The sequence below is a fragment of the Pseudoalteromonas sp. SG43-3 genome, assembly GCF_014164385.1.
Classification (GTDB): domain Bacteria; phylum Pseudomonadota; class Gammaproteobacteria; order Enterobacterales; family Alteromonadaceae; genus Pseudoalteromonas; species Pseudoalteromonas distincta.
Genome location: NZ_JACJFC010000003.1, coordinates 234,683 through 256,095 on the forward strand (window position 1 = coordinate 234,683; position 21,413 = coordinate 256,095).

Genomic DNA, 21,413 nt, shown 5'->3' on the forward strand with positions numbered 1-21,413 from the left:
TATGAACATGCTAAGCAAAATATTTCAAACATTTTTAATATTAACCTGCTCTACCTTTAGTCTATTTAGCGCTAATGTTACCGCAGCAGAACAAATGTCTTTAAGCCAGCTTGAAAGCGCAGGTACAACTCAAACGCAACTACCTAATGCTGCGTTACAAAATGGAACATATAATAAACAGGGGCGTTCTGGAACATTATTACCAGGCGAAATGTCAGCGGCTGAATTACTACCTACTCCAGAGCTTGGCTTACCACCTCCATATGGTGCAAACCTATTTGCAGGAGGTTACGAAAGTGAGCGCCAAGATGGTTTAAACGATGACTATACAATAGCACCAGGCGACAAAGTTTCTATTTGGCTGTGGGGTGCAATAAATCAATCAGAAGTTATAACGGTTGATAACCAAGGTAATTTATTTATAACTAATGTAGGTCCTGTATACGTAGCAGACGTAAAAGCAAGCCAGCTAAACAGTTACGTAAGTAATAAAATAAAAGAAGTATATAAAAGTAGTGTACAAATATACGTAAACTTACTTACAGCAACGCCAGTGAGTGTTTACATAAGTGGTAGCATTGTTCGTCCTGGGCAATATGCAGGTATAGCTTCCGACAGCATTTTGTACTACTTAAAGCGAGCCGGTGGAATAGACTCTGAGCGAGGCAGTTACCGCTCTATAAAGGTATTACGAGACGATAAAGTAATTCAAAATATAGATCTATACGACTTTATACTAAGTGGTTACCTCCCTAAGTTTAACTTTAAAGACAACGACGTAATTTTAGTTGAGCGCCAAAAGGCAACAGTTGTTGTATCAGGCAGTGTAAGAGCACCATTTAGGTTTGAGTTTAAAGATAATCAAGCAACGGGAGAGCAACTAGCAAAATTTGCCTTGCCACTTGCTAAAGTAAGCCACGTAGGAATAGTGGGCGATCGTAAAACAGGCCCATTTTCGGTTTACTTACCTTACAACGAGTTTAAAAGCTTTACACTTAAAGATGGCGACCGCCTTATTTTTAACGACGATATACGTGCTCAAGTACTCGATATTCAGGTAGCTGGCAGTTATTTAGGGCCTTCGTACTTTGCAGTAAAAAATAACACACGCTTGCACGACTTACTTGCCAATATACAAATAAATAAAGATCTTGCTGACTACAAGTCAATTTATATACAGCGTAAAAGCGTAGCTAAAAAACAAAAAGAAATGATTGAGCAAGCGTTAGACCGATTAGAGCGCAGCATATTTACCGCCCCTGCGTCGTCCGACGGAGAAGCTAAAATAAGAGCCGAAGAAGGTAAAATGATTTTAGAGTTTACCGAACGTGCCCGCAAAGCGGTTCCACTTGGCAAAGTAGTTATTTCTGATCAAGGTCAAGTTGCAAATATTAGGTTAGAGCAGGGGGATGTAATACACATACCAGCAAAAACTGATTTAATACACATAGGCGGCGAAGTACTCATGCCACAAGCGCTTGTGTACAACCCAAATGCAACAATTGACGACTACATAGCATGGGCGGGTGGCTACAGCGAACGCGCCAATTACGACCAAATAATGGTTATACACCCTAACGGCATGATAGACGTAGACGCTTACGGCACCTTAAAACCAGGTGACCAAATTTTGGTACTTCCAAAAGTAGACACCAAGTTTTTGCAATCGGTTAAAGATATAACGCAAATAATTTATCAAATTGCTATTGCGGCAAATGTGGCCACCTAAATGACCACAGTACTTAAACGTAATAACTGGGCAATATGGCGCGACGTTATATTTGCCCTTTTTGTACGCGAAATACGCACAGGCTTTAACGATAAGCTAGGGCTTGCGTGGGCGGTATTTCAGCCATTAAGTTTTATATTTTTACTATCGTACTTACGCGGCCTGATCTCAGGTAGCGACTCACACACGGTGCCCACATTCGAATTTATGATGTACGGCATGCTGTTAATTCAATTGTTTTTAGAAACTTTAAATAACTCAGCAAATTCAATAAAAAAAAATAAGGCCTTATTTGCCTTTAGGCAAGTGCAGCCAATTAGTAGCGTTGTGGCCAGTAGTTTTTTTGATTTGTTAGTTAAGCTATTTGTTTTTGTACTTATTTTATTACTAATGTTTTTACTTAAAATGGATATTAATATAGACGATCCATTATTTTTAATAACAAACGTTTTTGCTGTATGGATTATAGCGATGTCACTCGGGTTACTATTTGCTATTGGGCAATGTTATGTACCTGAAATTACTAAAGTACGAGGTATTTTAACTAGGCCTTTGTTTTTTATATCGGGTGTATTTTTTTCGATGGAGGATATACCCAAAGAGTACTGGCCATATTTAGATTGGAACCCACTTTTGCATGCAATAGAGTTAACTCGTCATGCGGCTTATAGTACTTACCCTACAGAGGCTGTAAGTGAGTTTTATTTATTAGCTTGTACGATTGTATTATTGTTTTTTGCTTTAGCTGTTTACCACGTTTCGTGGAAACAGGCGCTAAGCAGGTAACCTTATGCAACAAGGAGTATTAAGTGATTAAGCTGCAAAATGTTACCAAGTACTATCCCTCTACGCTAGGTAACCAATATATTTTTAAAAATGTAAGCTTTGAAATACCCAGCGGCCATAACATTGCTATTTTAGGCTCTAATGGCGCAGGTAAGTCTACTCTTTTTAGAATGCTTGCCGGCAGCGAATACCCTAATAAAGGTGAAGTTATTACCGACCTTCACTTATCGTGGCCGGTAGCGCTTGCCACAGGGATTCACCCGCAAATGAGCGGCGCCGAAAACGCCCGCTTTATAGGGATGATTAACGGTGTTGCCGACTTAGACCAATACGTGCGCCGTGTACGCCAATTTGCCGAGCTAGGCCCAAAGTTCGATTTACCAGTAAATACATACTCAAGTGGCATGAAACCCCGCCTAGCATTTGCTTGTTCAATAGGTATAGATTTTGACGTATACCTAATAGATGAGGTTACCTCGGTGGGCGATGCAAGCTTTAGAAAAAAAACACGCGAAGCCCTCACACAAAAAAGTAAAAATGCTAATGTGATAATGGTAAGCCACGAAATGGACGAACTGCGCCATTTTTGTGATAGCGCCATTGTATTGCACCAAGGCGAACTTACTTTTTACAACGATTTAGAGCAAGGAATTGCTCATTACCAGGCATTATAATTATGAGTCAACAAGCGGTAGAAAAAATAGAACAACGCTTTACCGAGCTAGCAAAAAAAACCGATAAAATTATTTGGCACAATGGCGAAAAGCTCATGGGGCTTGCGCAGGGACTAGAGCAAAACGATGTATACCTAGCAAGGCGTGTTATGCAGCGCGCTCGTAATATTGATCCCACAAATCAATATATACAAAAAGAGCTAACTAGGCTTACTAATAAAATAAATAACCAACCGGGTAAAGCACAAACAAGTACCTCTACCGAGCAAAATACAAAACCAAACGTAAAGCAAGCTGCTATGGCTAAGTTAAATAATAAGCGCGGCCTACACTTGTTTGCTAAGCCATGGTTTGTACTATTGGTTGTGCCTTTCATTTTGTTCGCGTTTTATCAGCTTGTATGGGCTGCCCCACGTTTTGAAAGCCGTGCACAATTAATAATTCAGCAGCCCGACGGCATGGCAACAATGGACCCTTCAATGGCGCTACTTAGTGGCTTAGGTGTGGGTGGTAACTCAACAGCCGATACCGAAATTGCTAAAGCGTACATACACTCGCAAGACATGCTTAACTACCTGCAACAACACAGTAATTTAAAAGAACATTACCAAAATGGTGGTGATGTATTTTCGCGTTTAAGTAGTAATGCCAGCATAGAAGATTTATTAAAATATTACATTGACCACACCACTATTGAAATTGACGAAGACTCAGGCGTACTAAAAATATTAGCCCAGGGCTTTACGCCTGAATTTGCAAACACTCTAACGCAAACAATAGTTAACCGCGCAGAGTGGTATATAAATTCAATAGGCCACCAACTAGCTGATGCGCAATTAAAGTTTATACGATTAGAGCATGCAAAAGTTGAGCAACGCTTGCGCGACGCACAAAAAAGCACTCTTGCGTTTCAGCAAAAAAATAACTTACTTGACCCAGAGGCCGAAGGCATGGCGCTGCAGCAAATAACCTATGGGCTTGAGGGGCAAATAGCCACTAAAAGTGCAGAGCTAAAAGGGCTACGCTCAACCATGACTGAAAAAGCCCCGCAAGTAGTTATGTTAGCGTCGGAGCTGAGCGCACTTAAAACCCAGCTAGAGCTAGAGCGAGATAGGCTTTCTACTCAGCAAGGCACCAATAGTAATATTAAAAATAATGGAACCTCTGTAAGTGAAGTGCTTGCGCAATTTTCTGACTTAAAAATTGAGTTAGAGCTAGCGCTTAAAGGTTATACATCTTCTGAGGTATCGCTCGATAAAGCCAGAATTGAGGCTTATAGGCAGCTTAAATATTTAGTAGTGGTTGAGTCAGCCACGCTACCACAAAACAATAAATACCCAGCTACCTTATACAATATTTTACTCTTTGCTGTATTACAGTTAATGCTGTTTGGTATTGGTAAAATAGTTTTAGCCACAGTAAAAGAGCTAAGGTAAGCTTAAAGTTATAAGGTTTAAAAATTAATTAAAATTAATAGATAGGATTCTATATGCACTCTTTAAAAGCACCTGCCACAAAGTCGGCACGCAAAGGCATAATATTAGCGGGCGGCTCGGGTACACGTTTATATCCACTTACAAAAGTGGTGAGTAAACAATTAATGCCTGTTTACGATAAACCGATGATTTTTTACCCGGTATCTACTTTAATGATGGCGGGTATTACCGAAATTTTAATTATTTCGACCCCCGCTGAATTACCTCGCTTTAAAGAGCTACTAGGCGATGGTAGTGCTTGGGGTATAACATTTGAATACAAAGAGCAACCAAGTCCAGATGGCCTAGCGCAAGCATTTTTATTAGCTGAAGACTTTTTACAAGGCCAATGCGCGGCACTTGTGCTTGGCGACAACCTGTTTTACGGTCACGATTTATCTTTATCACTACAAAATGCAACTGAGTGCGAGCAAGGTGCTACAGTGTTTGGTTACCATGTATCAAACCCTAAATCGTATGGTGTGGTTGAATTTGACCAAAACGGCAAAGCCATTTCAATAGAAGAAAAGCCAGATAAACCTAAATCTAACTACGCTGTACCAGGGTTATACTTTTTTGATAGTCGCGTAGTGGAGTTTGCTAAAAACGTAAAACCATCTGAGCGAGGCGAGCTTGAAATTACCGACGTAATAGACCAATACCTCGCTAATAAAGAGCTAAACGTAGAAATAATGGGCCGTGGCACAGCTTGGTTAGATACAGGTACGCTAGATGATTTACTAGATGCCGCTAACTTTATTCGCGCAATAGAAAAACGCCAAGGCTTAAAAATTAACTGCCCAGAAGAAATAGCCTACCGCATGGGTTACATAAATGCAGAACAGCTTAAAAAGCTAGCAAAGCCGCTTAAAAAATCAGGCTATGGCAAGTACTTATTATCGCTTTTAGATCAAACTGTATTTTAATAGGCATTAAAATGAAATTTATAGAAACAAATATTCCTGATGTAAAAATTATTGAGCCACAAGTATTTGGTGACGAGCGCGGTTTTTTTATGGAAACTTTTCGCACAGAGCTATTTAACCAACACTGTGGCGAGCGCACTTTTGTGCAAGAAAACCACAGTAAATCGGCGCACGGTATACTGCGCGGCTTACACTATCAAACACAAAATACCCAAGGTAAATTAGTGCGTGTAACGCAAGGTGAAGTATACGACGTAGCCGTAGATATGCGCAAAAGCTCTCCAACCTTTGGGCAGTGGGTAGGGGTATTACTGTCGGCTGAAAATAAACGCCAGCTTTGGGTGCCAGAAGGATTTGCACACGGTTTTTATGTAACAACAGAAACTGCCGAATTTGTATATAAATGTACCGATGTTTATAACCCAAATGTTGAAGTCTCAATAAAGTGGGACGACCCAACTCTAAATATTGATTGGCCATTAGTTGAAGGTAAGTTACCGCAGTTATCAGCTAAAGACGAAGCCGGCCTTAGCTTTAAAAACGCCCCAAAATTTTAATAGCCCAAATTAAGTACTCATTATGAAAATATTAGTAACAGGTAAAAATGGCCAGCTAGGCTCAGAGTTACAAAAAACCTGCCCAAGCAATGTAGAGCTAATATGCTTTGGCTCAAAAGAGCTTGATATTAGTAATGCCGAACAGGTAAACGAGTTACTAATAACACACTCGCCAGATATAGTTATTAATGCTGCAGCTTATACTGCGGTTGATAAAGCCGAAACCGATACCGATACAGCCTATGCTGTAAATGAGCAAGGTGCAGCTAATTTAGCAAATGCATGTAAAAATATTGACGCAAAGCTTATACATATATCTACCGACTTTGTGTTTGATGGCACAAGCACTGTGCCTTATACCGCAAGCGATGCAACAAATCCCTTGGGCGTTTATGGCGCGTCTAAACTCGCTGGTGAGCAGGCTATTAATGAAATTTTAGGCTCGCAAGCAACTATAGTGCGTACCGCGTGGGTTTATTCTGTTTTTGGTAATAACTTTGTAAAAACAATGTTACGATTAATGGCAGAAAAAGAACAGTTAGGTATAGTAGGCGACCAAGTTGGTACGCCAACGTGGGCGGCAGGTTTGGCGAATATGCTATGGGCTTTAGTAGCTAAAGCAAGCAGTGAGCAAGTTTTAAATACTGAAAATACAGCAACTATTTTAAATTGGACCGATGCGGGTGTTGCTTCGTGGTACGATTTTGCAGTAGCAATACAAGAGCTTGCAATTGAGCAAGGGCTATTAACTAAATCAATACCTATTAGTGCAATACCAGCAGCAAGCTACCCAACACCAGCTAAACGCCCTGCATTTAGCGTGTTAAATAAAGCTCAGGCTGAAGAAATAAGTGGCGTAAAAACAGTGCATTGGCGCGCACAACTAAAAGCAATGCTAACAGAGCTAAAACTTAACCAATAGGTTAATTTTATAGGTGAGGTTTTGTACCTCCTAATAAAGTGATTAAGTGATTATTATCACCACAGAGAAGACAAAGAGAAGTGAAGGAGAAGAGCTAGTAACTTCTCCGTGTAGCGCGAAGCGCCTCTGTGTTCTCGGTGGTAAAATTGTTTTGTAGGTGAGGTTTTATACCTCGCTTATAGTGTAAGTAATTAAGACATTATTATCACCACAGAGAGCACAGAGAAGTGAAGGAGAAGAGCTAATAACTTCTCCGTGCAGCGCGCAGCGCCTCGGTGCTCTCGGTGGTAAAAATGTTTTGTAGGTGAGGTTTTATACCTCGCTAATAAATAGATTAATCACCACAGAGAACACAGAGAACACAGAAAAGTGAAGGAGAAGATCTAATAACTTCTCTCTGTAGCGCGAAGCGCCTCTGTGCCCTCGGTGGTAAAATTGTTTTGGGCTAAAGCTCATAAAGTGATTAAGAGATTATTATTACCACCGAGAAGACAAAGAGAAGTAAAGGAGAAGAGCTAGTAACTTCTCCGTGTAGCGCGAAGCGCCTCTGTGCCCCCGGTGGTAAAATTGCTTTGGGCTAAAACTCATAAAGTGATTAAGAGATTATTATCACCACCGAGAAGACAAGGTGAAGTGAAAGAGAAGATCTAATAACTTCTCTGTGTAGCGCGAAGCGCCTCTGTGTTCTCGGTGGTAAAATTGCTTTGGGCTAAAACTCATAAAGTGATTAAGAGATTATTATTACCACCGAGAAGACAAAGAGAAGTAAAGGAGAAGAGCTAGTAACTTCTCCGTGTAGCGCGAAGCGCCTCTGTGCCCTCTGTGGTAAAATTGCTTTGGGCTAAAACTCATAAAGTGATTAAGAGATTATTATCACCACAGAGGACACAGAGAAGTGAAAGAGAAGATCTAATAACTTCTCTGTGTAGCGCGAAGCGCCTCTGTGTTCTCGGTGGTAAAATACGGGTTTATAATTATTTAGGTGCTAAATAGATTCTAAGGGCGCTATTTATGGAAGACTTGGCAACTCAAACTGTGATTGGTTGCGCTATTGAAGTACATAAAACACTTGGTCCTGGTTTATTAGAATCTAGTTATGAAAATTGCTTACTTTATGAGTTACAGCAAGCTGGTTTGTTACCTATGAATCAAGTTGCATTACCGATTAGCTATAAAAGTATAAGTATAGATGCAGGGTATAGGTTAGACATATTGATACCTGAAAAATTGATTATTGAATTAAAAGCTGTTGATAAACTGCTGCCTATTCATTCAGCTCAGCTTATAACTTATTTAAAGTTAACAGGCATAAAAACTGGGCTATTAATTAATTTTAATCAGGTCCGGTTGCTTGACGGGCTGAAACGTATTAGCGTGTAAAATCCGCTCTCCAGCCGGTAAGCTAGGAGAAGTGAAAGAGAAGAGCTAATAACTTCTCCGTGCAGCGCGCAGCGCCTCTGTGCCCTCGGTGTAAAATTGTTTTGGGCTAAAGCTCATAAAGTGATTAAGAGATTATTAACACCACAGAGAACACAGAGAAATGAAGGAGAAGAGCTAGTAACTTCTCCGTGTAGCGCGAAGCGCCTCGGTGTTCTCGGTGGTAAAAATGCTTTGTAGGTGAGGTTTTATACCTCGCTTATAGAGTAAGTAATTAAGATATTATTATCACCACAGAGAGCACAGAGAAGTGAAGGAGAAGATCTAATAACTTCTCTGTGTAGCGCGAAGCGCCTCGGTGTTCTCGGTGGTAAAATTGCTTTGGGCTAAAACTCATAAAGTGATTAAGAGATTATTATTACCACCGAGAAGACAAAGAGAAGTAAAGGAGAAGAGCTAGTAACTTCTCAGTGAAGCGCGAATCGCCTCTGTGTTCTCGGTGGTAAAAATGTTTTGTAGGTGAGGTTTTATACCTCGCTCATAAAGTGATTAATCACCACAGAGAATACACAAAACAAAGAGAAGTGATTGCAGGCGCTTAGCTTGCTGGTGTTATTAAGCTTCTTGGTTATAAAAATATTTTGTAAGTGAGGTGTAAACCTCACTTTTTAGGCGAGTAAAGTAATTATTATTACTAAATAAAATACATAAAAGGTCAAAATAAATAACCTTTTATTACCTTACTATTTAGTAAACAACAATTTGTAGTCTTACGGCTTACAGCTTACGACTCGTAACGATGACATAAGGCGTATAGCCAAAATTTGTAAAATGGAATAACAGATGACAGTAAAAAATTTATTAGTAACCGGCGGTGCTGGCTTTATAGGTGCCAACTTTGTACATTACTGGTTAGCGCAAAACCCACAAGACAAAGTAATAGTGCTAGACGCACTTACTTATGCTGGTAACAAAGCCAATCTAGACAGTGTAGCAAACAACCCAAATATGACCTTTGTACACGGCGATATTTGCGATACAGCGTTAATCGAAAACCTAATCGACACTCATCAGTTAAACACCATAGTACACTTTGCAGCAGAGTCGCATGTAGATCGCTCAATAACAGGGCCCGACGCCTTTATTGAAACAAACATACTAGGTACATACAGCTTATTAAAAGCAGCAAAAAAAAAGTGGATAGACGAGCCAAAAGCAGCTGGTAACGAGCCTTTAGCACACCGCTTTCACCACGTGAGCACCGACGAAGTATACGGCACACTAAGCGCGACCGATCCTGCGTTTACTGAAGAAACAGCTTACGCACCAAACTCACCATATTCTGCATCAAAAGCGGCAAGCGACCACTTAGTACGCGCATACCACCATACTTACGGGCTCGAGGTTACTACATCAAATTGCTCAAACAACTATGGGCCGTTTCACTTTCCTGAAAAACTAATACCGCTTATTGTTACTAATATTTTAAACGACAAGCCTTTACCTGTTTATGGAGATGGCCAGCAAATTCGCGACTGGCTATACGTAGAAGACCACGCACGCGGTATAGAGCTTGTACTTAAAAAAGGTCGTATTGGCGAAAACTATAACATTGGCGGCAATAACGAATGGGCCAATATAGATATAGTTAAATTGGTATGTAAAGTAATGGGCGAAAAGTTTGCTACAAACCCAGAGCTTGCAAAGCGCTTCCCTAATGCAAAATCGGCAATAGAAAATAACGTTGAACAATTAATAACATACGTTACAGACCGCGCAGGGCACGACCGCCGATATGCGATTGATGCAACTAAAACAAATAACGAGCTAGGTTACGTACCGGCAGAGAGCTTTGAAACAGGTTTTGCTAAAACACTTGACTGGTATTTAGATAACGAATACTGGTGGGCTGAGCTATTATTAAAAGCAAAAGTTTAAGGGAATTGTATGTGGTTTAAAAAAAAGAGCATTAAAGCTAGCGAGTCTAAAAATAATGATTCTGAAAGAGTAGAAGAAGATCATAAACCTTCAGATATTGAGCCAGACTCTTCTTTTCGTTACTGGATAGATATATGTGGCTTTGTTAAGAATAAACAGCTTTTAATAAGAGGTTGGGCTATTGAAAGCGAAAACGAAGTAGTAATTTCATTATTAGGTGAGGATAAAATTCCAGCTTACCTTAAAGGCAAAGTTCAGGAAGATAGAGATGATGTTTTAAGCCACTTAAATTTAAAAAGCAGAAATCTGGCTCCTGGTTTTTTTCAACTATATGATTGTGAGCTTCTATCTGGTCCTTTGTACCTAAACCTGAAAAGTAGTGAGCATGAAATAACATTACCACTTGAATTAATCGAAATTAGCGATGAAAAATTGACAAGCACTTATGATGAATTTCTGCGTTTAGAAAGTGATTTTGATATTAAACTAGATGTTGATGAAGTTGAACTAGAAACGTACGACGAAGAACTCATATCAGATATAGTAGAGCCAAAAAAAGATACTGAAATAGTCCACTATATTGAAAGAGTTGGTACATTTAATAATAAGTTTGTAGTTATTAAGGGGTGGGTGGCTGATGCTATAAATGATTTCGAAGTAATGTTTTCAGTCAAGTTGGAGAATACCCCACTTAGAATAATTAAGTGTATAAAACGCGAGCGATTTGATGTTGCTAAAAGCCTTGAACTAATTAATACGCAAGAAAAACATGGTTTTTTACTGATAGTTGAGCTCGCAGCACCGACAAAGCAACAACTTGAGCTTGGTTTTGAGAGTACTATATCTACAAAAACAGTAAAACTAGACATTTCCCAAGTATTAGACCACAAAGAAGTTGAGGGCAAATTACTTGATACAAACAGCTTTAACTTAATAGAAGCACGAAAATGGTTAATAGAAAATTTAGGTGCAAGTTACTTTACCGAAATAAAAAAAGAGTTTGTTAATTTAAATGAAATCTCTACAAATATAATGGTTGAGTCAGCTATTAACTGTGGTGAGTCTGGCATTTTTATACGTGGTTGGATAGATAATCATTTAGATACGCTATCTGCAATTTGCGTGAGTGACGGGGCTAAAATTAGTGAAAACTTACTCCCGTTGCTTTGTCGAAAAATCAGGACTGATGTTAATGAAGCATTTGGACATTTATCTAATAATTATAAAAGCGGATTTTATTGTTATAGTTTAATAAAGTCAGAATCAAAAGAGCTGGCCATATTGTTATTTGAAAAATCGGGAGAAATAGTACGTATTCCACTTTCGGTCATTAATATAAACGACAACGAAATTATGGCTACTCAAAATGTTTTAGTTGATGTTGAGCCGACTCAAAACAATGCTTTTGAATCATATCAAAAGCATATAATGCCAGCTTTACACGGTATATGGGGTGATCGGGTAAAAAAACCTAATACTGACTCAATTAAAATATATGATTACGGTACAACGCCTGAAGCCCCTCGTTGTTCCATAATAGTTCCTCTCTACGGGCGATACGACTTTGTATTACACCAAATAAGTCAATTTGAAAAAGATGCAACGCTCGAAGATATTGAATTAATCTATGTGCTAGATGATCCCACAATAGAGCAGCCGCTGCTATCTCTGTGTGAAGATGTATCTAAATTATATTCAGTACCGTTTAAGGTGATTAGTTGTGGAAGAAATCTTGGTTTTTCAGGGGCAAACAACTTAGGTGTATCTCAAGCGATAGGTGATAAATTATTGCTACTTAATTCTGATGTAATTCCTTCTGAAAGCGGTTGGTTAGATAGAATGCTAAGTGTTTACGATAGTACCGATAACATTGGTGCTATGGGGGTTAAATTAGTATACGAAGATGAAACAATCCAGCACATTGGTATGCAATTTAGACAAAGTAGAGAGTTTGGTGGGATTTGGTTAAATGAGCATCAATACAAAGGCATGCCCGCTAACTTAGTGCCTAAATTTGAGATAACTAAATCAGATACTGTAACTGCAGCCTGCTTATTAATAGATAAACAAAAATTTGAAGAAGTAGAAGGTTTTGAAACGCGCTACATTTTAGGCGATTTTGAAGACTCAGATTTATGCTTAAAACTCATTGAGCTTGGTTATGAAAATTACGTACTGGGTTCAGAAAAACTTTATCACTTAGAGCGTCAATCTCAGTCTTTGGTAGACAAAGGTGATTGGAAGTTTAAGTTGACATTGTTTAATGGCTGGCAGCATACAGTTCGCTGGAATAATATGATTAATGAATTAAGAGAAAAAAATGTCTAATACTAAAATTTTAATAGTTTCTCATGGGCATCCAGATCTAAGTAAAGGTGGGGCAGAAGTTGCCGCTTACAATTTGTATAGTGAGTATAAAAAAAGAGAAATCGACAGTCTTTTTTTAGCGCGAACAGATATACAAGCTCATGGAGGTTCAACGTTTTCAACTAGAAATGATGAAAACGAAATACTGTACCATACGAGTATGGGAGATTTTTTCTTATTTCAATCCGCTTATAAAAAGCACATATGGCAGGACTTTAAGCTTTTACTAGAAAGCTTTAAACCTACAGTTGTTCATTTTCATCACTATATTCATATAGGGTTAGAAATGATTCAACAGGTTAAAAACTCATTGCCTGATGCCAAAATTATTGTGACGCTACATGAATATTTAGCAATTTGCGGTAATAACGGACAAATGGTAAAGCCAGGCTCACAAATGAAGCTATGTTATAAAGCAGCGCCAAGCGACTGTGCAACATGTTTTCCTGAGCGCTCTGCAGCAGATTTTTTCCTACGAGAAAAATACATAAAGTCAGTCTTTGATAATGTAGATAAATTTGTATCTCCAAGTGACTTTTTAGTTGACCGCTATGTTGACTGGGGTCTGCCTAAAGAAAAAATAACCATGATAGAAAATGGCCAACCCAAGGCTGACTTTTTACCACCAAGACAATTGGCTAAAGGTGAATGCCGTGGACGTTTTGCTTTTTTTGGACAAGTAAATCCTTTTAAGGGGATTGATGTGCTATTGCAAGCGTTTAGTGCATTACCAGAAAAAGTAAAGCAACAAGTACACCTAGATATACATGGTGCTAACTTAGAGCACCAAACCGGTGAGTTTAAAGAAAAAGTAAAAGAGCTTTTAGAAGAATTAGAGGGCACTGTAACTATGCATGGCTCTTATGAACCACACGAAATGCCAGGCTTACTGGCACAAACTGACTGGGTTATTATTCCTTCTGTATGGTGGGAAAACTCCCCTATGGTAATTCAAGAAGCGTATAAACATGGTCGCCCACTCATAGGTAGTGATATTGGTGGGATGGCTGAAAAAATTAAAGGTGGAGAAACAGGTATACTATTTAGAACGAAAAACCCTGTTGACTTAGCAAGTAAAATTAAAGAAGTTGTAAGTAATAGCACATGTTGGAAAAAGTATGTTGATAATATACAGGTTCCTATCACGATAGAAGAGTGTGCTGACATTCACTTAAAAGAGGTTTATTAATGACCAAGCTCATTTTACATGTAGGTATGCCTAAAACGGGTAGTAGTTATATTCAAGGTGTACTGAACAAAAACCATAAAGTTATTGAAGAAAATGGCAATATTAGAATATTGGGGGGCATAAAGCCTCACCTCTTAGCTTGTTATTTAATTGATGATAGCCGCTTGGTAACACGAACAGATATAAATGAGCTAAAAAACCAATATACTAATGATATTGAGGAATTGCTTAAAACCCAATCAGCTAACGCAGAAACGGTAGTTATTTCATCAGAGTACTTTATTTTGTGTGGCATTAATAAATTAAAAGAATACTTTAAAGGTATTTTTGAAAGTATTGAAGTGGTTATATCAGTAAGGCGCCAAGATAAATTAATAGCCTCTGGTTTTAATCAAGATGTTAAAGCGCTAGGAAGAACCTCTAACCTTACATGGGATAAAGCAAGCAGCCAGCACATGGACTACTGGGAGTACTGTGAAAAATGGGGCGTTGAAAACATACCCGTGAAGGTAATAGACTACGATTATGTAAAAAAAGAAAAAGAAGGGCTATTAATTAGCTTCTTGAATATATTAGACATTGATTACAAAACTATTCAAGACAAATTAGTAAGCCCAGATAGTAACGCGTCAAATTATTCTTTGAGCCATAGCGAGGTATTACTTAAACTAGCTATGAACCGTAATGGTATGGAGAAGCAAACTGAGTTACTTGAAGAGTTTAGAACAGGCCTTAAAAAAAGCACAGAGTTTAAACTACCTGTTGCTTACGAAAAAGTAATAGCTGCAAATTACAAACAAAGTAATCAAAAGTTTATAACTAAATACCTACAAAATAACATTAACAGTGAATTGAATTTCCATGATGTGAGCCCGGTTAATACAACTAATAGCTTTTCATGGAACCCACTTAATGGTGTTGAAGATGTGCTCGAATTTATATTAGAAAAAAATACAAGTGAAACAAAATGAAAATAGCTTTTTTGGGTGAAGACCCACACTTCCGTTCAGCTTTAGTTGAAACTGAGGAGGCATATAAACGCTCTGGATTAAATGTTGGTAACCATGCTTTTTGGAATGCTGTAGATAGCCATATTATTGGTGAAAGAGAATATATAAATAATTGGGGGTTCGACTCTAACTATATCCGTGATAATTTTGACATTATTGTTATCCCAGCCTCTAATTTTTTACACCCTGATCGTGATCTTGGTGCTTTAGCCAATAAGTTGCAAAAAACAAACCTACCTCTGCTTGTTATCGGTATAGGTGCGCAAGCCCCGGCTACAGGCTCTAAAATTGCTCTAAAAGAAGGTACGGAGCGTTTCATTTCTGTTTTAAAAAATCAAGCTGTCCATATCACGTGCCGAGGTAGCTACACCGCAGAAGTGCTTCATAGCTACGGTGTAAAGCAAGTAACGGCTTTAGGTTGCCCTTCTAACCTTACAAATCTAAGTAACAATTTAGGGGTTACTATTGAGGAAAAACTTGCAAATGTTTTTCTAGGTGGTATTTCAGAACCAAGCATTTTACTCAATGCAGACACTCACAGAAGAAAGTTTTATGCAGAGTACAGAAAGTTAATTGAGCTAGTATGCAAAAATAGCTTCAACGTTGTATGCCAAAACCCACTTGAGATAGTTAAAGCAGCAAGGGGCGTTGATTACGATAAGTTATGCCCTCATATGCAATTTCAAGAAAAGCTATGGAAAAATTTATATACACCAGGCAAGTTTGAGCAATTCGTAACAGATAAGTTCGTTACTTTTTTTGGGGCAAACCCTTGGATGGAATATTCCAAAAAGTTTGATCTCTCTATCGGTACAAGGCTCCATGGCAATATGCTTGCGTTCCAATCTGGCGTTCCATCAGTTTTCCTATCACATGACAGCAGAACAAGTGAGTTAGTAGATATTATGAAACTCCCTCACTGTAATATTAAAGATTTAGAGTTCACATCGTTCGAAGAGATATATGAAAAATTAAATTTCTCAGGTGTCGATTACGATACGAATCGAAAATTTTTAGCTAAAAAGTATGTCGAAATTATAGAGTCAACGGGTTTAACTGTGACAGCAGCTCTTAAGGAGTTTAGTGATGAGTCTTAATTGGTCATATGTTGGACCAGATCATGGGCAGACTATATACCCAAAGAACAGTAGTGAATTTCAGCGACTATATACTGGAAATACAGGTAATCTAGTTTATTACTATGCTACTCGTTGTTGTATTGCTTTCTCTAACAGAAAGTTTGGCTTTGGCGCTAAGCCTGAAATAATTAATAAGATTGGTAATGGCTTAGTCTTTTCACTAGCAAATCAGCTTGGCTCTCATACCGATCTTGGTAAAAGAGGAATGAGACTTGAACAATTAGACGTTCCTGTTGTGGGGCTTGGGTTAGGTGCGCAAATTAAAGAACAGACTGAGGATTTAAGTTTTATTCCTCAAGGTACAGTTGAGTGGATTAGGCAATTAACAGAGCGCTCTGTCAGTAATGCACCAAACTTGACTGTAAGGGGGGATTATACTTTTTCTATTTTAGAAAAACTTGGCTTGGCTGATAAAGCTTTACCAATTGGTTGCCAGACAAATTTTATTAACCCAAATGCAAATTTGGGTAAAACTATAATTGATAGGTTTAACTCCACAGGTATGAAAAAAATATCTACAGCAGCAGGGAGTCCATATAACAAAGATTTTTCAAAACTTGAAGGATCTTTACTAAATTTAGCAATCAATAATAAAGGCCGTTATATTGTTCAACACCCTATGGATTTGATCAATGTAACTATTAATTACTCAAAAGAAGATTTTAAACATTCTTTTGAGCGTATTTTACCCTTTTATCAAGAACTTGGCTTTTCTGAAGAAGAGCTCGTCGAATCGATTGAAAATAAATTTAGAGTATTTGTAGATCCTACCCAGTGGATGCTCGAACATCAGTATTCGGATATTGTTGTTGGTACACGTATTCACGGCGTTCAATCTGCTCTTCAGGCCGGGGTGCCAGCAGTTTGTCTGTATATAGACTCTAGAACTAAAGAATTATGTGAAAAAATGAAAATACCACACGCAAATGCTAAAAATTATTTACAGGGAATAACTCGAAACGATATCGCAGAAATTATCGCCGATTGGGATTATGAAAATTATGATGAAAATCGCTTAAAACTATCGCAGCAATTCAATAGTTTTCTTATAGATAATAGAATAAAGCCATCAAACAATTTACTCATGCTATCAAAATAGGGTCTGTTAATATGGCATATTATCGTGATGTATGGTTACTACCAATAGAACGTGGTAACAATAAATTGTATACAGCTTCATTAGTTGATTCTGAGTTTAATGCTATTCAGAGCGATTTTTTGTTTCCTTAATTATAAATTTAGTGTGTTGGCTAAAAGGTTTTTTATATTAAAAAATGTCTCATGTATAAATATAAGAAGGCGTTAATAATATTTAAATGTTCTTTAAGATATTAAGCTTAATACGTATTTTATTCATCACAGGATGGTATTAATAAAATGGAAAGTTTTACAAAAAACCAAACATCAGCAGCGCGTTTTACAGCTTATGGTTCAACCTTTATGGGGCCGACATTAAGTTTTTTTTCTCAACAGTTGGTTGAAAATACTACTCAAAATACACCTCTCTTTTTTTTAGCCAGAGAAGGTTACTGGCTAGAAAAAGCATTTAAACAGTACCTTTCAGGTAGTAATAAAAAGCAATATAGTTGTTATTTACTTGCCTCGCGCGCATTTTTATTTAAGTTACTCTTAGGCAACAGCCAAAGCTATGCATATTCACTCAAGGGCGATTTTAAAGGCTCCTTTTATGATTTAATGCGTACGCGTTTTTTATTAAGTAACACTGAAATAGAAGATATTTTTAGTAACGAAATTAACGGCCGGCATGTTGAACTAGCGGCCGATAAAAAAAGCATTATAGAAGTGTTAGCCAACCATAAAAAAGCGATTGATAAAGTAATAGCCCCTACAAAGTGTGCTTATCTTGCTTATTTAGAGGCTATGGGAGTAAATAAACAGTCAACACTCCACTTAGTGGATTTAGGCTACTCAGGCACTATTCAGGCGTTACTTTCTATATTGCTAAACAAAGATACCTATGGCCACTATTTAATAGCGTCGAAACCTGGTGAGTATAGTGTTGATGATAATAAAGTAACTATGCGTGGGTATTTAAAAGAAGGTGTTAAAATTGGTGAAGGTTACTTACCGCTCGACCGCTCAATGTTTTTAGAATCACTGTTAACTGCACCTAATGGCCAGTTTAGAGATATTAAACTGAATACTTTTGATCAGTCTAAATTCGATTTTTACTACGGGCGAAAAGTTGCATCACAGCGTTATTTTTATGAACTTGAGCAAGTAATGGCTGGTGCGCTTAATTATTGTTTTCATACTGGTAAACATCAATTAGCATTTACAAGCCATGAGTTAGAATTATTACTAAATAGCTATATGGGTAAACCAAATATGATCCCTAAATGCACGACGCACATTTTTGACATTGATGACGACGTTACAGGTAACGGTACCGTTAATGCCCTACAGTTTTTTGGTTTAGCATAATGATTAATAAAAAAACAATAAAAACACATATGCCTGTACTGTTTAACTTTGTAAAAAGTCAGCCGCAACTCCTTAAGTTAGCTCAGCGAGTTAATGCAAAATTACAGCACCGTGAGTATATAAAGTTAAATAATAATAAAAAAAGTTATAGCGATAAAGAAACGGCTTACTTACTTGAAAAAGCAAAAGCAGCAGGCTTTTTTGATTATGCTTGGTATAGCAATAAACAGCTTAGAACGTTTAGCTGTGAGCTTGAAGCTTTTGAAGATTATTTACACAAAGGTAATTTTAGCGGTGTAAACCCAAGCCCTAACTTTGATACAGAGCTGTATTATAAGTGCAATACGGACATTTACTTACAGGGCGAGCATGCGTTAGTGCATTACTTAAATCATGGACAGCAAGAAGGTCGCTTATCGCTTCCGGCTAATCAAAAGTGGTACCCAAAAGCAATAGAAAGTACAGCAGATGGTGAACCAACATCACTTAAATTAGCGATGTGTTTTCATGTGTTTTATGGCGAGTTTATTGATTACTACTGTGATGCTTTAGCTAAATTTACGCAGCCGGTCGATGTATTTGTAAGTGTAGCTAGTGATGAGCTTGCTAAAAAAGCAATACACGATTTTAAAGCGTGTTCAAAGGTAAATAAGGTTTTAGTAAAGGTAGTGCCTAACCATGGGCGAAACTTTGGCCCTATGCTTGTTGAGTTTGCAAGTGAGTTACAAAAGTACGATTTGTTTTGCCATATGCATTCTAAAAAATCACTTTATTCTGGCCGTGCGCAAACCCAGTGGGCTGATTACTTGGGTGAGTACTTACTAAATGACCAGCACGTTATTAAGCAAGTGCTTAATCATTTTAACGATAATCCTAAAAGCGGCATATATTACCCCACTTCGTTTTGGATGATGCCTGATTGGGTAAACCACTGGCTTAAAAATAAACCCGCTGCGCAAAAGTTTACTAAAGAGTGGAATATTAAATTAAAAGATGATTTTTTAGCTTACCCTGCCGGCGGTATGTTTTGGGCAAGGCCTGAGGCGCTAAAGCAGCTTTTAAATAAAGAATATAAGTACGATGATTTCCCTGGTGAGCCTTTACCTAACGATGGCTCTGAGCTTCACGCGCTAGAGCGTATGCTGGGGCTACTTGTTGAAAAAAATGGCTACAAGCAGCTTTTTTACTACCCTAAAACTGGCCAGTTTACTCACGATACAAGCTATATTTTGGCGCAGTATGTTAATACTGCCGAAGGGCTTAAAAATCAGCTGAATAATTTTGAGCATATAAGTTTTGATGTATTTGATACTTTAGTAAGGCGTGAATACCACGCGCCAGATTACGCTAAATTTTTATTAGGTAAAGCGTTGGTTGAAAGTGGTGTTGTAAGTAATGCGCATGAATTTGTTAAATCCCGTAATATCGCAGAGTTTGAGGTACGCAAAGCTAAAAACTTTATAGGTGATGTAAGTATTTTTGAAACGTACAGCTACTTAAGCGAGCAACTGGGTTGGAGCAGTGAGCAAGCCCATAGCTATGCAGAGCAAGAGTTTGCTTACGACCTACACATGATTTTACCAAAAGATGAAATGGTTGATATTTTTAACGAGCTTATTTTAGCAGGCAAACAAGTAACAGTTGCATCAGATACCTATTATACAAAAGAACAAGTGGCACTTATGCTGGCTAAAGTAGGTATTAGTGTGGGCTTTGACTTATTGGTTTCGAGCGATTTAGGTAAACGCAAAGACAATGGCCAATTGTGGCAACATATAAAGCAAAGCCTACCCGAAGGGCAAAGTTTTATACATGTTGGCGACAATGCCGTGGCCGATGCACAAATACCAGGTGACTTTGGCTTACAAAATTTGCATATTCTTAATCCATTAGATAAATGGCATGCTGCGGGATGGGATAATCCATTTAGTGGTGGCAATGAATTAAACGAACAACATATTTTAAAATGGGGACCACTGGTAAGTAGCTTTGGGCGCTTCCCGTTTTTAGGTGAATAGACAACTATATGAATATAAATTTAAATCAACCCAAAACAATAATATTTCACCCTGGTATAGGGAAAACAGCAACGAGTGCAATTCAAAATATTGGCTTTAAACTTTCTACTGATAACAATTTACAAGCATGCTTTTCGCCATTTGGTTTATTTGGTGGCGCGAGCAACTACTTTGCTTCTAACCACCCTGGTTTTTCGCTTGAGAATTACCAACAAAATTGGAAGTCGCTTTTAAGTTTTGCTAAAAGCAGAGACAGTAGTACGGTTGTATCTAGTGAGTTTTTAATTAGGGATAACCCGCAGCATATTGCAAATATGCTTAATGAGGCAAAAAGCGAAGGTATTGAAGTAAAAGTTATAGTTGCGGTGAGAAATTACACTGATTACTTAATTTCTGCTTTTTTACAAGCCGTTAAAGTCAATTGGGGTATCCCTGACAACGAAGATATGTTTAAGTTTTGCGAAAGAGAATTGGCCCAAATAAGAATGCCATTATTAGTTGATAATTGGGCAAAACACATTGGCGATGAAAATGTATTTTTGATGGATTACGATAAAGATAAGCAAAATTTTGTAAGTCTATTTTTTAAAGTTATTGGCCTTAACATTGACGCTAGCAATAGCCTACAGAGTAAGGTTAATGAATCTATTCGGCTAGAAATTGCGCCTATGCTGCGACACTTTGACCGTGTAAGTAGCAATAAACAGCAGCGAGAAGAGCTTATAAAGTACCTAAATTCTTTAGACTACAAAGAGCAGCATGCTAAAAACGTAAAACAACGCATAGAAACTAAAGTGGTACGAAATGCTTTTACACACGATAAAGAGCGCCTTACAGCAAGGTATACGTGGATCTAAACCT

General features: G+C 38.0%; 16 protein-coding genes and 1 pseudogene. 16 read left to right on the forward strand and 1 reads right to left on the reverse strand.

From position 1 onward, the window contains the following. Position 1 precedes the first annotated feature (1 nt). From H5157_RS04355 to H5157_RS04365, 3 genes are read left to right on the forward strand one after another with little or no spacing between them, the layout of a single operon-like run. Positions 2 to 1,729, forward strand: coding sequence for a polysaccharide biosynthesis/export family protein (locus H5157_RS04355; protein ID WP_182724222.1), 1,728 nt, complete (start codon positions 2 to 4; stop codon positions 1,727 to 1,729). Then, positions 1,730 to 2,515: an ABC transporter permease gene (locus H5157_RS04360; RefSeq protein ID WP_182724223.1), complete on the forward strand. Its 786-nt coding sequence runs from the start codon at positions 1,730 to 1,732 to the stop codon at positions 2,513 to 2,515. Between the two features lie 23 nt (positions 2,516 to 2,538). Beyond that, positions 2,539 to 3,189 carry an ABC transporter ATP-binding protein gene (locus H5157_RS04365; RefSeq protein ID WP_024596614.1) on the forward strand — a complete coding sequence of 217 codons (651 nt, stop codon included), beginning with the start codon at positions 2,539 to 2,541 and terminating at the stop codon, positions 3,187 to 3,189. Between the two features lie 1,146 nt (positions 3,190 to 4,335). Here the strand turns inward: H5157_RS04365 and H5157_RS21090 are convergent. Then, a pseudogene (locus H5157_RS21090) lies at positions 4,336 to 4,383 on the reverse strand (hypothetical protein); the annotation flags it as partial. 295 nt (positions 4,384 to 4,678) lie between these two features. Here H5157_RS21090 and rfbA point away from each other — a divergent pair. The 13 genes from rfbA (at position 4,679) to H5157_RS04435 (ending at position 21,409) form a co-directional block, all read left to right on the forward strand. After that, complete coding sequence (gene rfbA / locus H5157_RS04375; RefSeq protein ID WP_165723979.1) at positions 4,679 to 5,590, forward strand: glucose-1-phosphate thymidylyltransferase RfbA; 912 nt, start codon at positions 4,679 to 4,681, stop codon at positions 5,588 to 5,590. Positions 5,591 to 5,601: 11 nt separating this feature from the next. Beyond that, on the forward strand, positions 5,602 to 6,147 hold the full coding sequence (gene rfbC / locus H5157_RS04380; RefSeq protein ID WP_182724225.1) for a dTDP-4-dehydrorhamnose 3,5-epimerase: 546 nt from the start codon (positions 5,602 to 5,604) through the stop codon (positions 6,145 to 6,147). 22 nt (positions 6,148 to 6,169) lie between these two features. Next, a complete protein-coding gene (rfbD, locus tag H5157_RS04385; protein ID WP_182724226.1) occupies positions 6,170 to 7,069 on the forward strand; it encodes a dTDP-4-dehydrorhamnose reductase in 900 nt (299 codons plus the stop codon). Positions 7,070 to 8,080: 1,011 nt separating this feature from the next. After that, positions 8,081 to 8,449, forward strand: a complete 369-nt coding sequence (locus H5157_RS04390; RefSeq protein ID WP_182724227.1) for a GxxExxY protein — start codon at positions 8,081 to 8,083, stop codon at positions 8,447 to 8,449. Between the two features lie 840 nt (positions 8,450 to 9,289). Beyond that, a complete protein-coding gene (gene rfbB / locus H5157_RS04395) occupies positions 9,290 to 10,384 on the forward strand; it encodes a dTDP-glucose 4,6-dehydratase (protein ID WP_182724228.1) in 1,095 nt (364 codons plus the stop codon). A 9-nt stretch (positions 10,385 to 10,393) separates the two neighbouring features. Then, entirely contained in the window at positions 10,394 to 12,712 is a 2,319-nt protein-coding gene (locus H5157_RS04400; protein WP_182724229.1) for a glycosyltransferase family 2 protein, read from the forward strand. Continuing rightward, on the forward strand, positions 12,705 to 13,940 hold the full coding sequence (locus H5157_RS04405) for a glycosyltransferase family 4 protein (protein ID WP_182724230.1): 1,236 nt from the start codon (positions 12,705 to 12,707) through the stop codon (positions 13,938 to 13,940). The genes H5157_RS04400 and H5157_RS04405 overlap by 8 nt, the downstream gene beginning before the upstream one ends. Further along, positions 13,940 to 14,911 (forward strand): hypothetical protein, encoded by a 972-nt coding sequence (locus tag H5157_RS04410; protein WP_182724231.1) that lies wholly within the window; start codon positions 13,940 to 13,942, stop codon positions 14,909 to 14,911. Before H5157_RS04405 ends, H5157_RS04410 begins: the two co-directional genes overlap by 1 nt. Continuing rightward, positions 14,908 to 16,047, forward strand: a complete 1,140-nt coding sequence (locus tag H5157_RS04415) for a polysaccharide pyruvyl transferase family protein (RefSeq protein ID WP_182724232.1) — start codon at positions 14,908 to 14,910, stop codon at positions 16,045 to 16,047. Before H5157_RS04410 ends, H5157_RS04415 begins: the two co-directional genes overlap by 4 nt. Beyond that, positions 16,037 to 17,188 (forward strand): polysaccharide pyruvyl transferase family protein, encoded by a 1,152-nt coding sequence (locus H5157_RS04420; RefSeq protein ID WP_182724233.1) that lies wholly within the window; start codon positions 16,037 to 16,039, stop codon positions 17,186 to 17,188. Before H5157_RS04415 ends, H5157_RS04420 begins: the two co-directional genes overlap by 11 nt. Before the next feature lie 278 nt (positions 17,189 to 17,466). Continuing rightward, the gene (locus H5157_RS04425) at positions 17,467 to 18,534 is read left to right on the forward strand and encodes an HAD family hydrolase (RefSeq protein ID WP_259399344.1); all 1,068 of its coding nucleotides are present in this window, start codon (positions 17,467 to 17,469) and stop codon (positions 18,532 to 18,534) included. Further along, a complete protein-coding gene (locus tag H5157_RS04430; protein ID WP_182724234.1) occupies positions 18,534 to 20,552 on the forward strand; it encodes a rhamnan synthesis F family protein in 2,019 nt (672 codons plus the stop codon). The genes H5157_RS04425 and H5157_RS04430 overlap by 1 nt, the downstream gene beginning before the upstream one ends. An 8-nt stretch (positions 20,553 to 20,560) precedes the next feature. Next, positions 20,561 to 21,409, forward strand: a complete 849-nt coding sequence (locus H5157_RS04435; RefSeq protein WP_182694762.1) for a hypothetical protein — start codon at positions 20,561 to 20,563, stop codon at positions 21,407 to 21,409. Positions 21,410 to 21,413 lie beyond the last annotated feature (4 nt).

Coding starts and splice junctions, on each gene's coding strand:
- H5157_RS04355 (WP_182724222.1), top strand. CDS start 2: ATGAACATGCTAAGCAAAATATTTCAAACATTTTTAATATTAACCTGC.
- H5157_RS04360 (WP_182724223.1), top strand. CDS start 1,730: ATGACCACAGTACTTAAACGTAATAACTGGGCAATATGGCGCGACGTT.
- rfbA (WP_165723979.1), top strand. CDS start 4,679: ATGCACTCTTTAAAAGCACCTGCCACAAAGTCGGCACGCAAAGGCATA.
- rfbC (WP_182724225.1), top strand. CDS start 5,602: ATGAAATTTATAGAAACAAATATTCCTGATGTAAAAATTATTGAGCCA.
- rfbD (WP_182724226.1), top strand. CDS start 6,170: ATGAAAATATTAGTAACAGGTAAAAATGGCCAGCTAGGCTCAGAGTTA.
- H5157_RS04390 (WP_182724227.1), top strand. CDS start 8,081: ATGGAAGACTTGGCAACTCAAACTGTGATTGGTTGCGCTATTGAAGTA.
- rfbB (WP_182724228.1), top strand. CDS start 9,290: ATGACAGTAAAAAATTTATTAGTAACCGGCGGTGCTGGCTTTATAGGT.
- H5157_RS04400 (WP_182724229.1), top strand. CDS start 10,394: ATGTGGTTTAAAAAAAAGAGCATTAAAGCTAGCGAGTCTAAAAATAAT.
- H5157_RS04405 (WP_182724230.1), top strand. CDS start 12,705: ATGTCTAATACTAAAATTTTAATAGTTTCTCATGGGCATCCAGATCTA.
- H5157_RS04410 (WP_182724231.1), top strand. CDS start 13,940: ATGACCAAGCTCATTTTACATGTAGGTATGCCTAAAACGGGTAGTAGT.
- H5157_RS04415 (WP_182724232.1), top strand. CDS start 14,908: ATGAAAATAGCTTTTTTGGGTGAAGACCCACACTTCCGTTCAGCTTTA.
- H5157_RS04420 (WP_182724233.1), top strand. CDS start 16,037: ATGAGTCTTAATTGGTCATATGTTGGACCAGATCATGGGCAGACTATA.
- H5157_RS04425 (WP_259399344.1), top strand. CDS start 17,467: ATGGAAAGTTTTACAAAAAACCAAACATCAGCAGCGCGTTTTACAGCT.
- H5157_RS04430 (WP_182724234.1), top strand. CDS start 18,534: ATGATTAATAAAAAAACAATAAAAACACATATGCCTGTACTGTTTAAC.
- H5157_RS04435 (WP_182694762.1), top strand. CDS start 20,561: ATGAATATAAATTTAAATCAACCCAAAACAATAATATTTCACCCTGGT.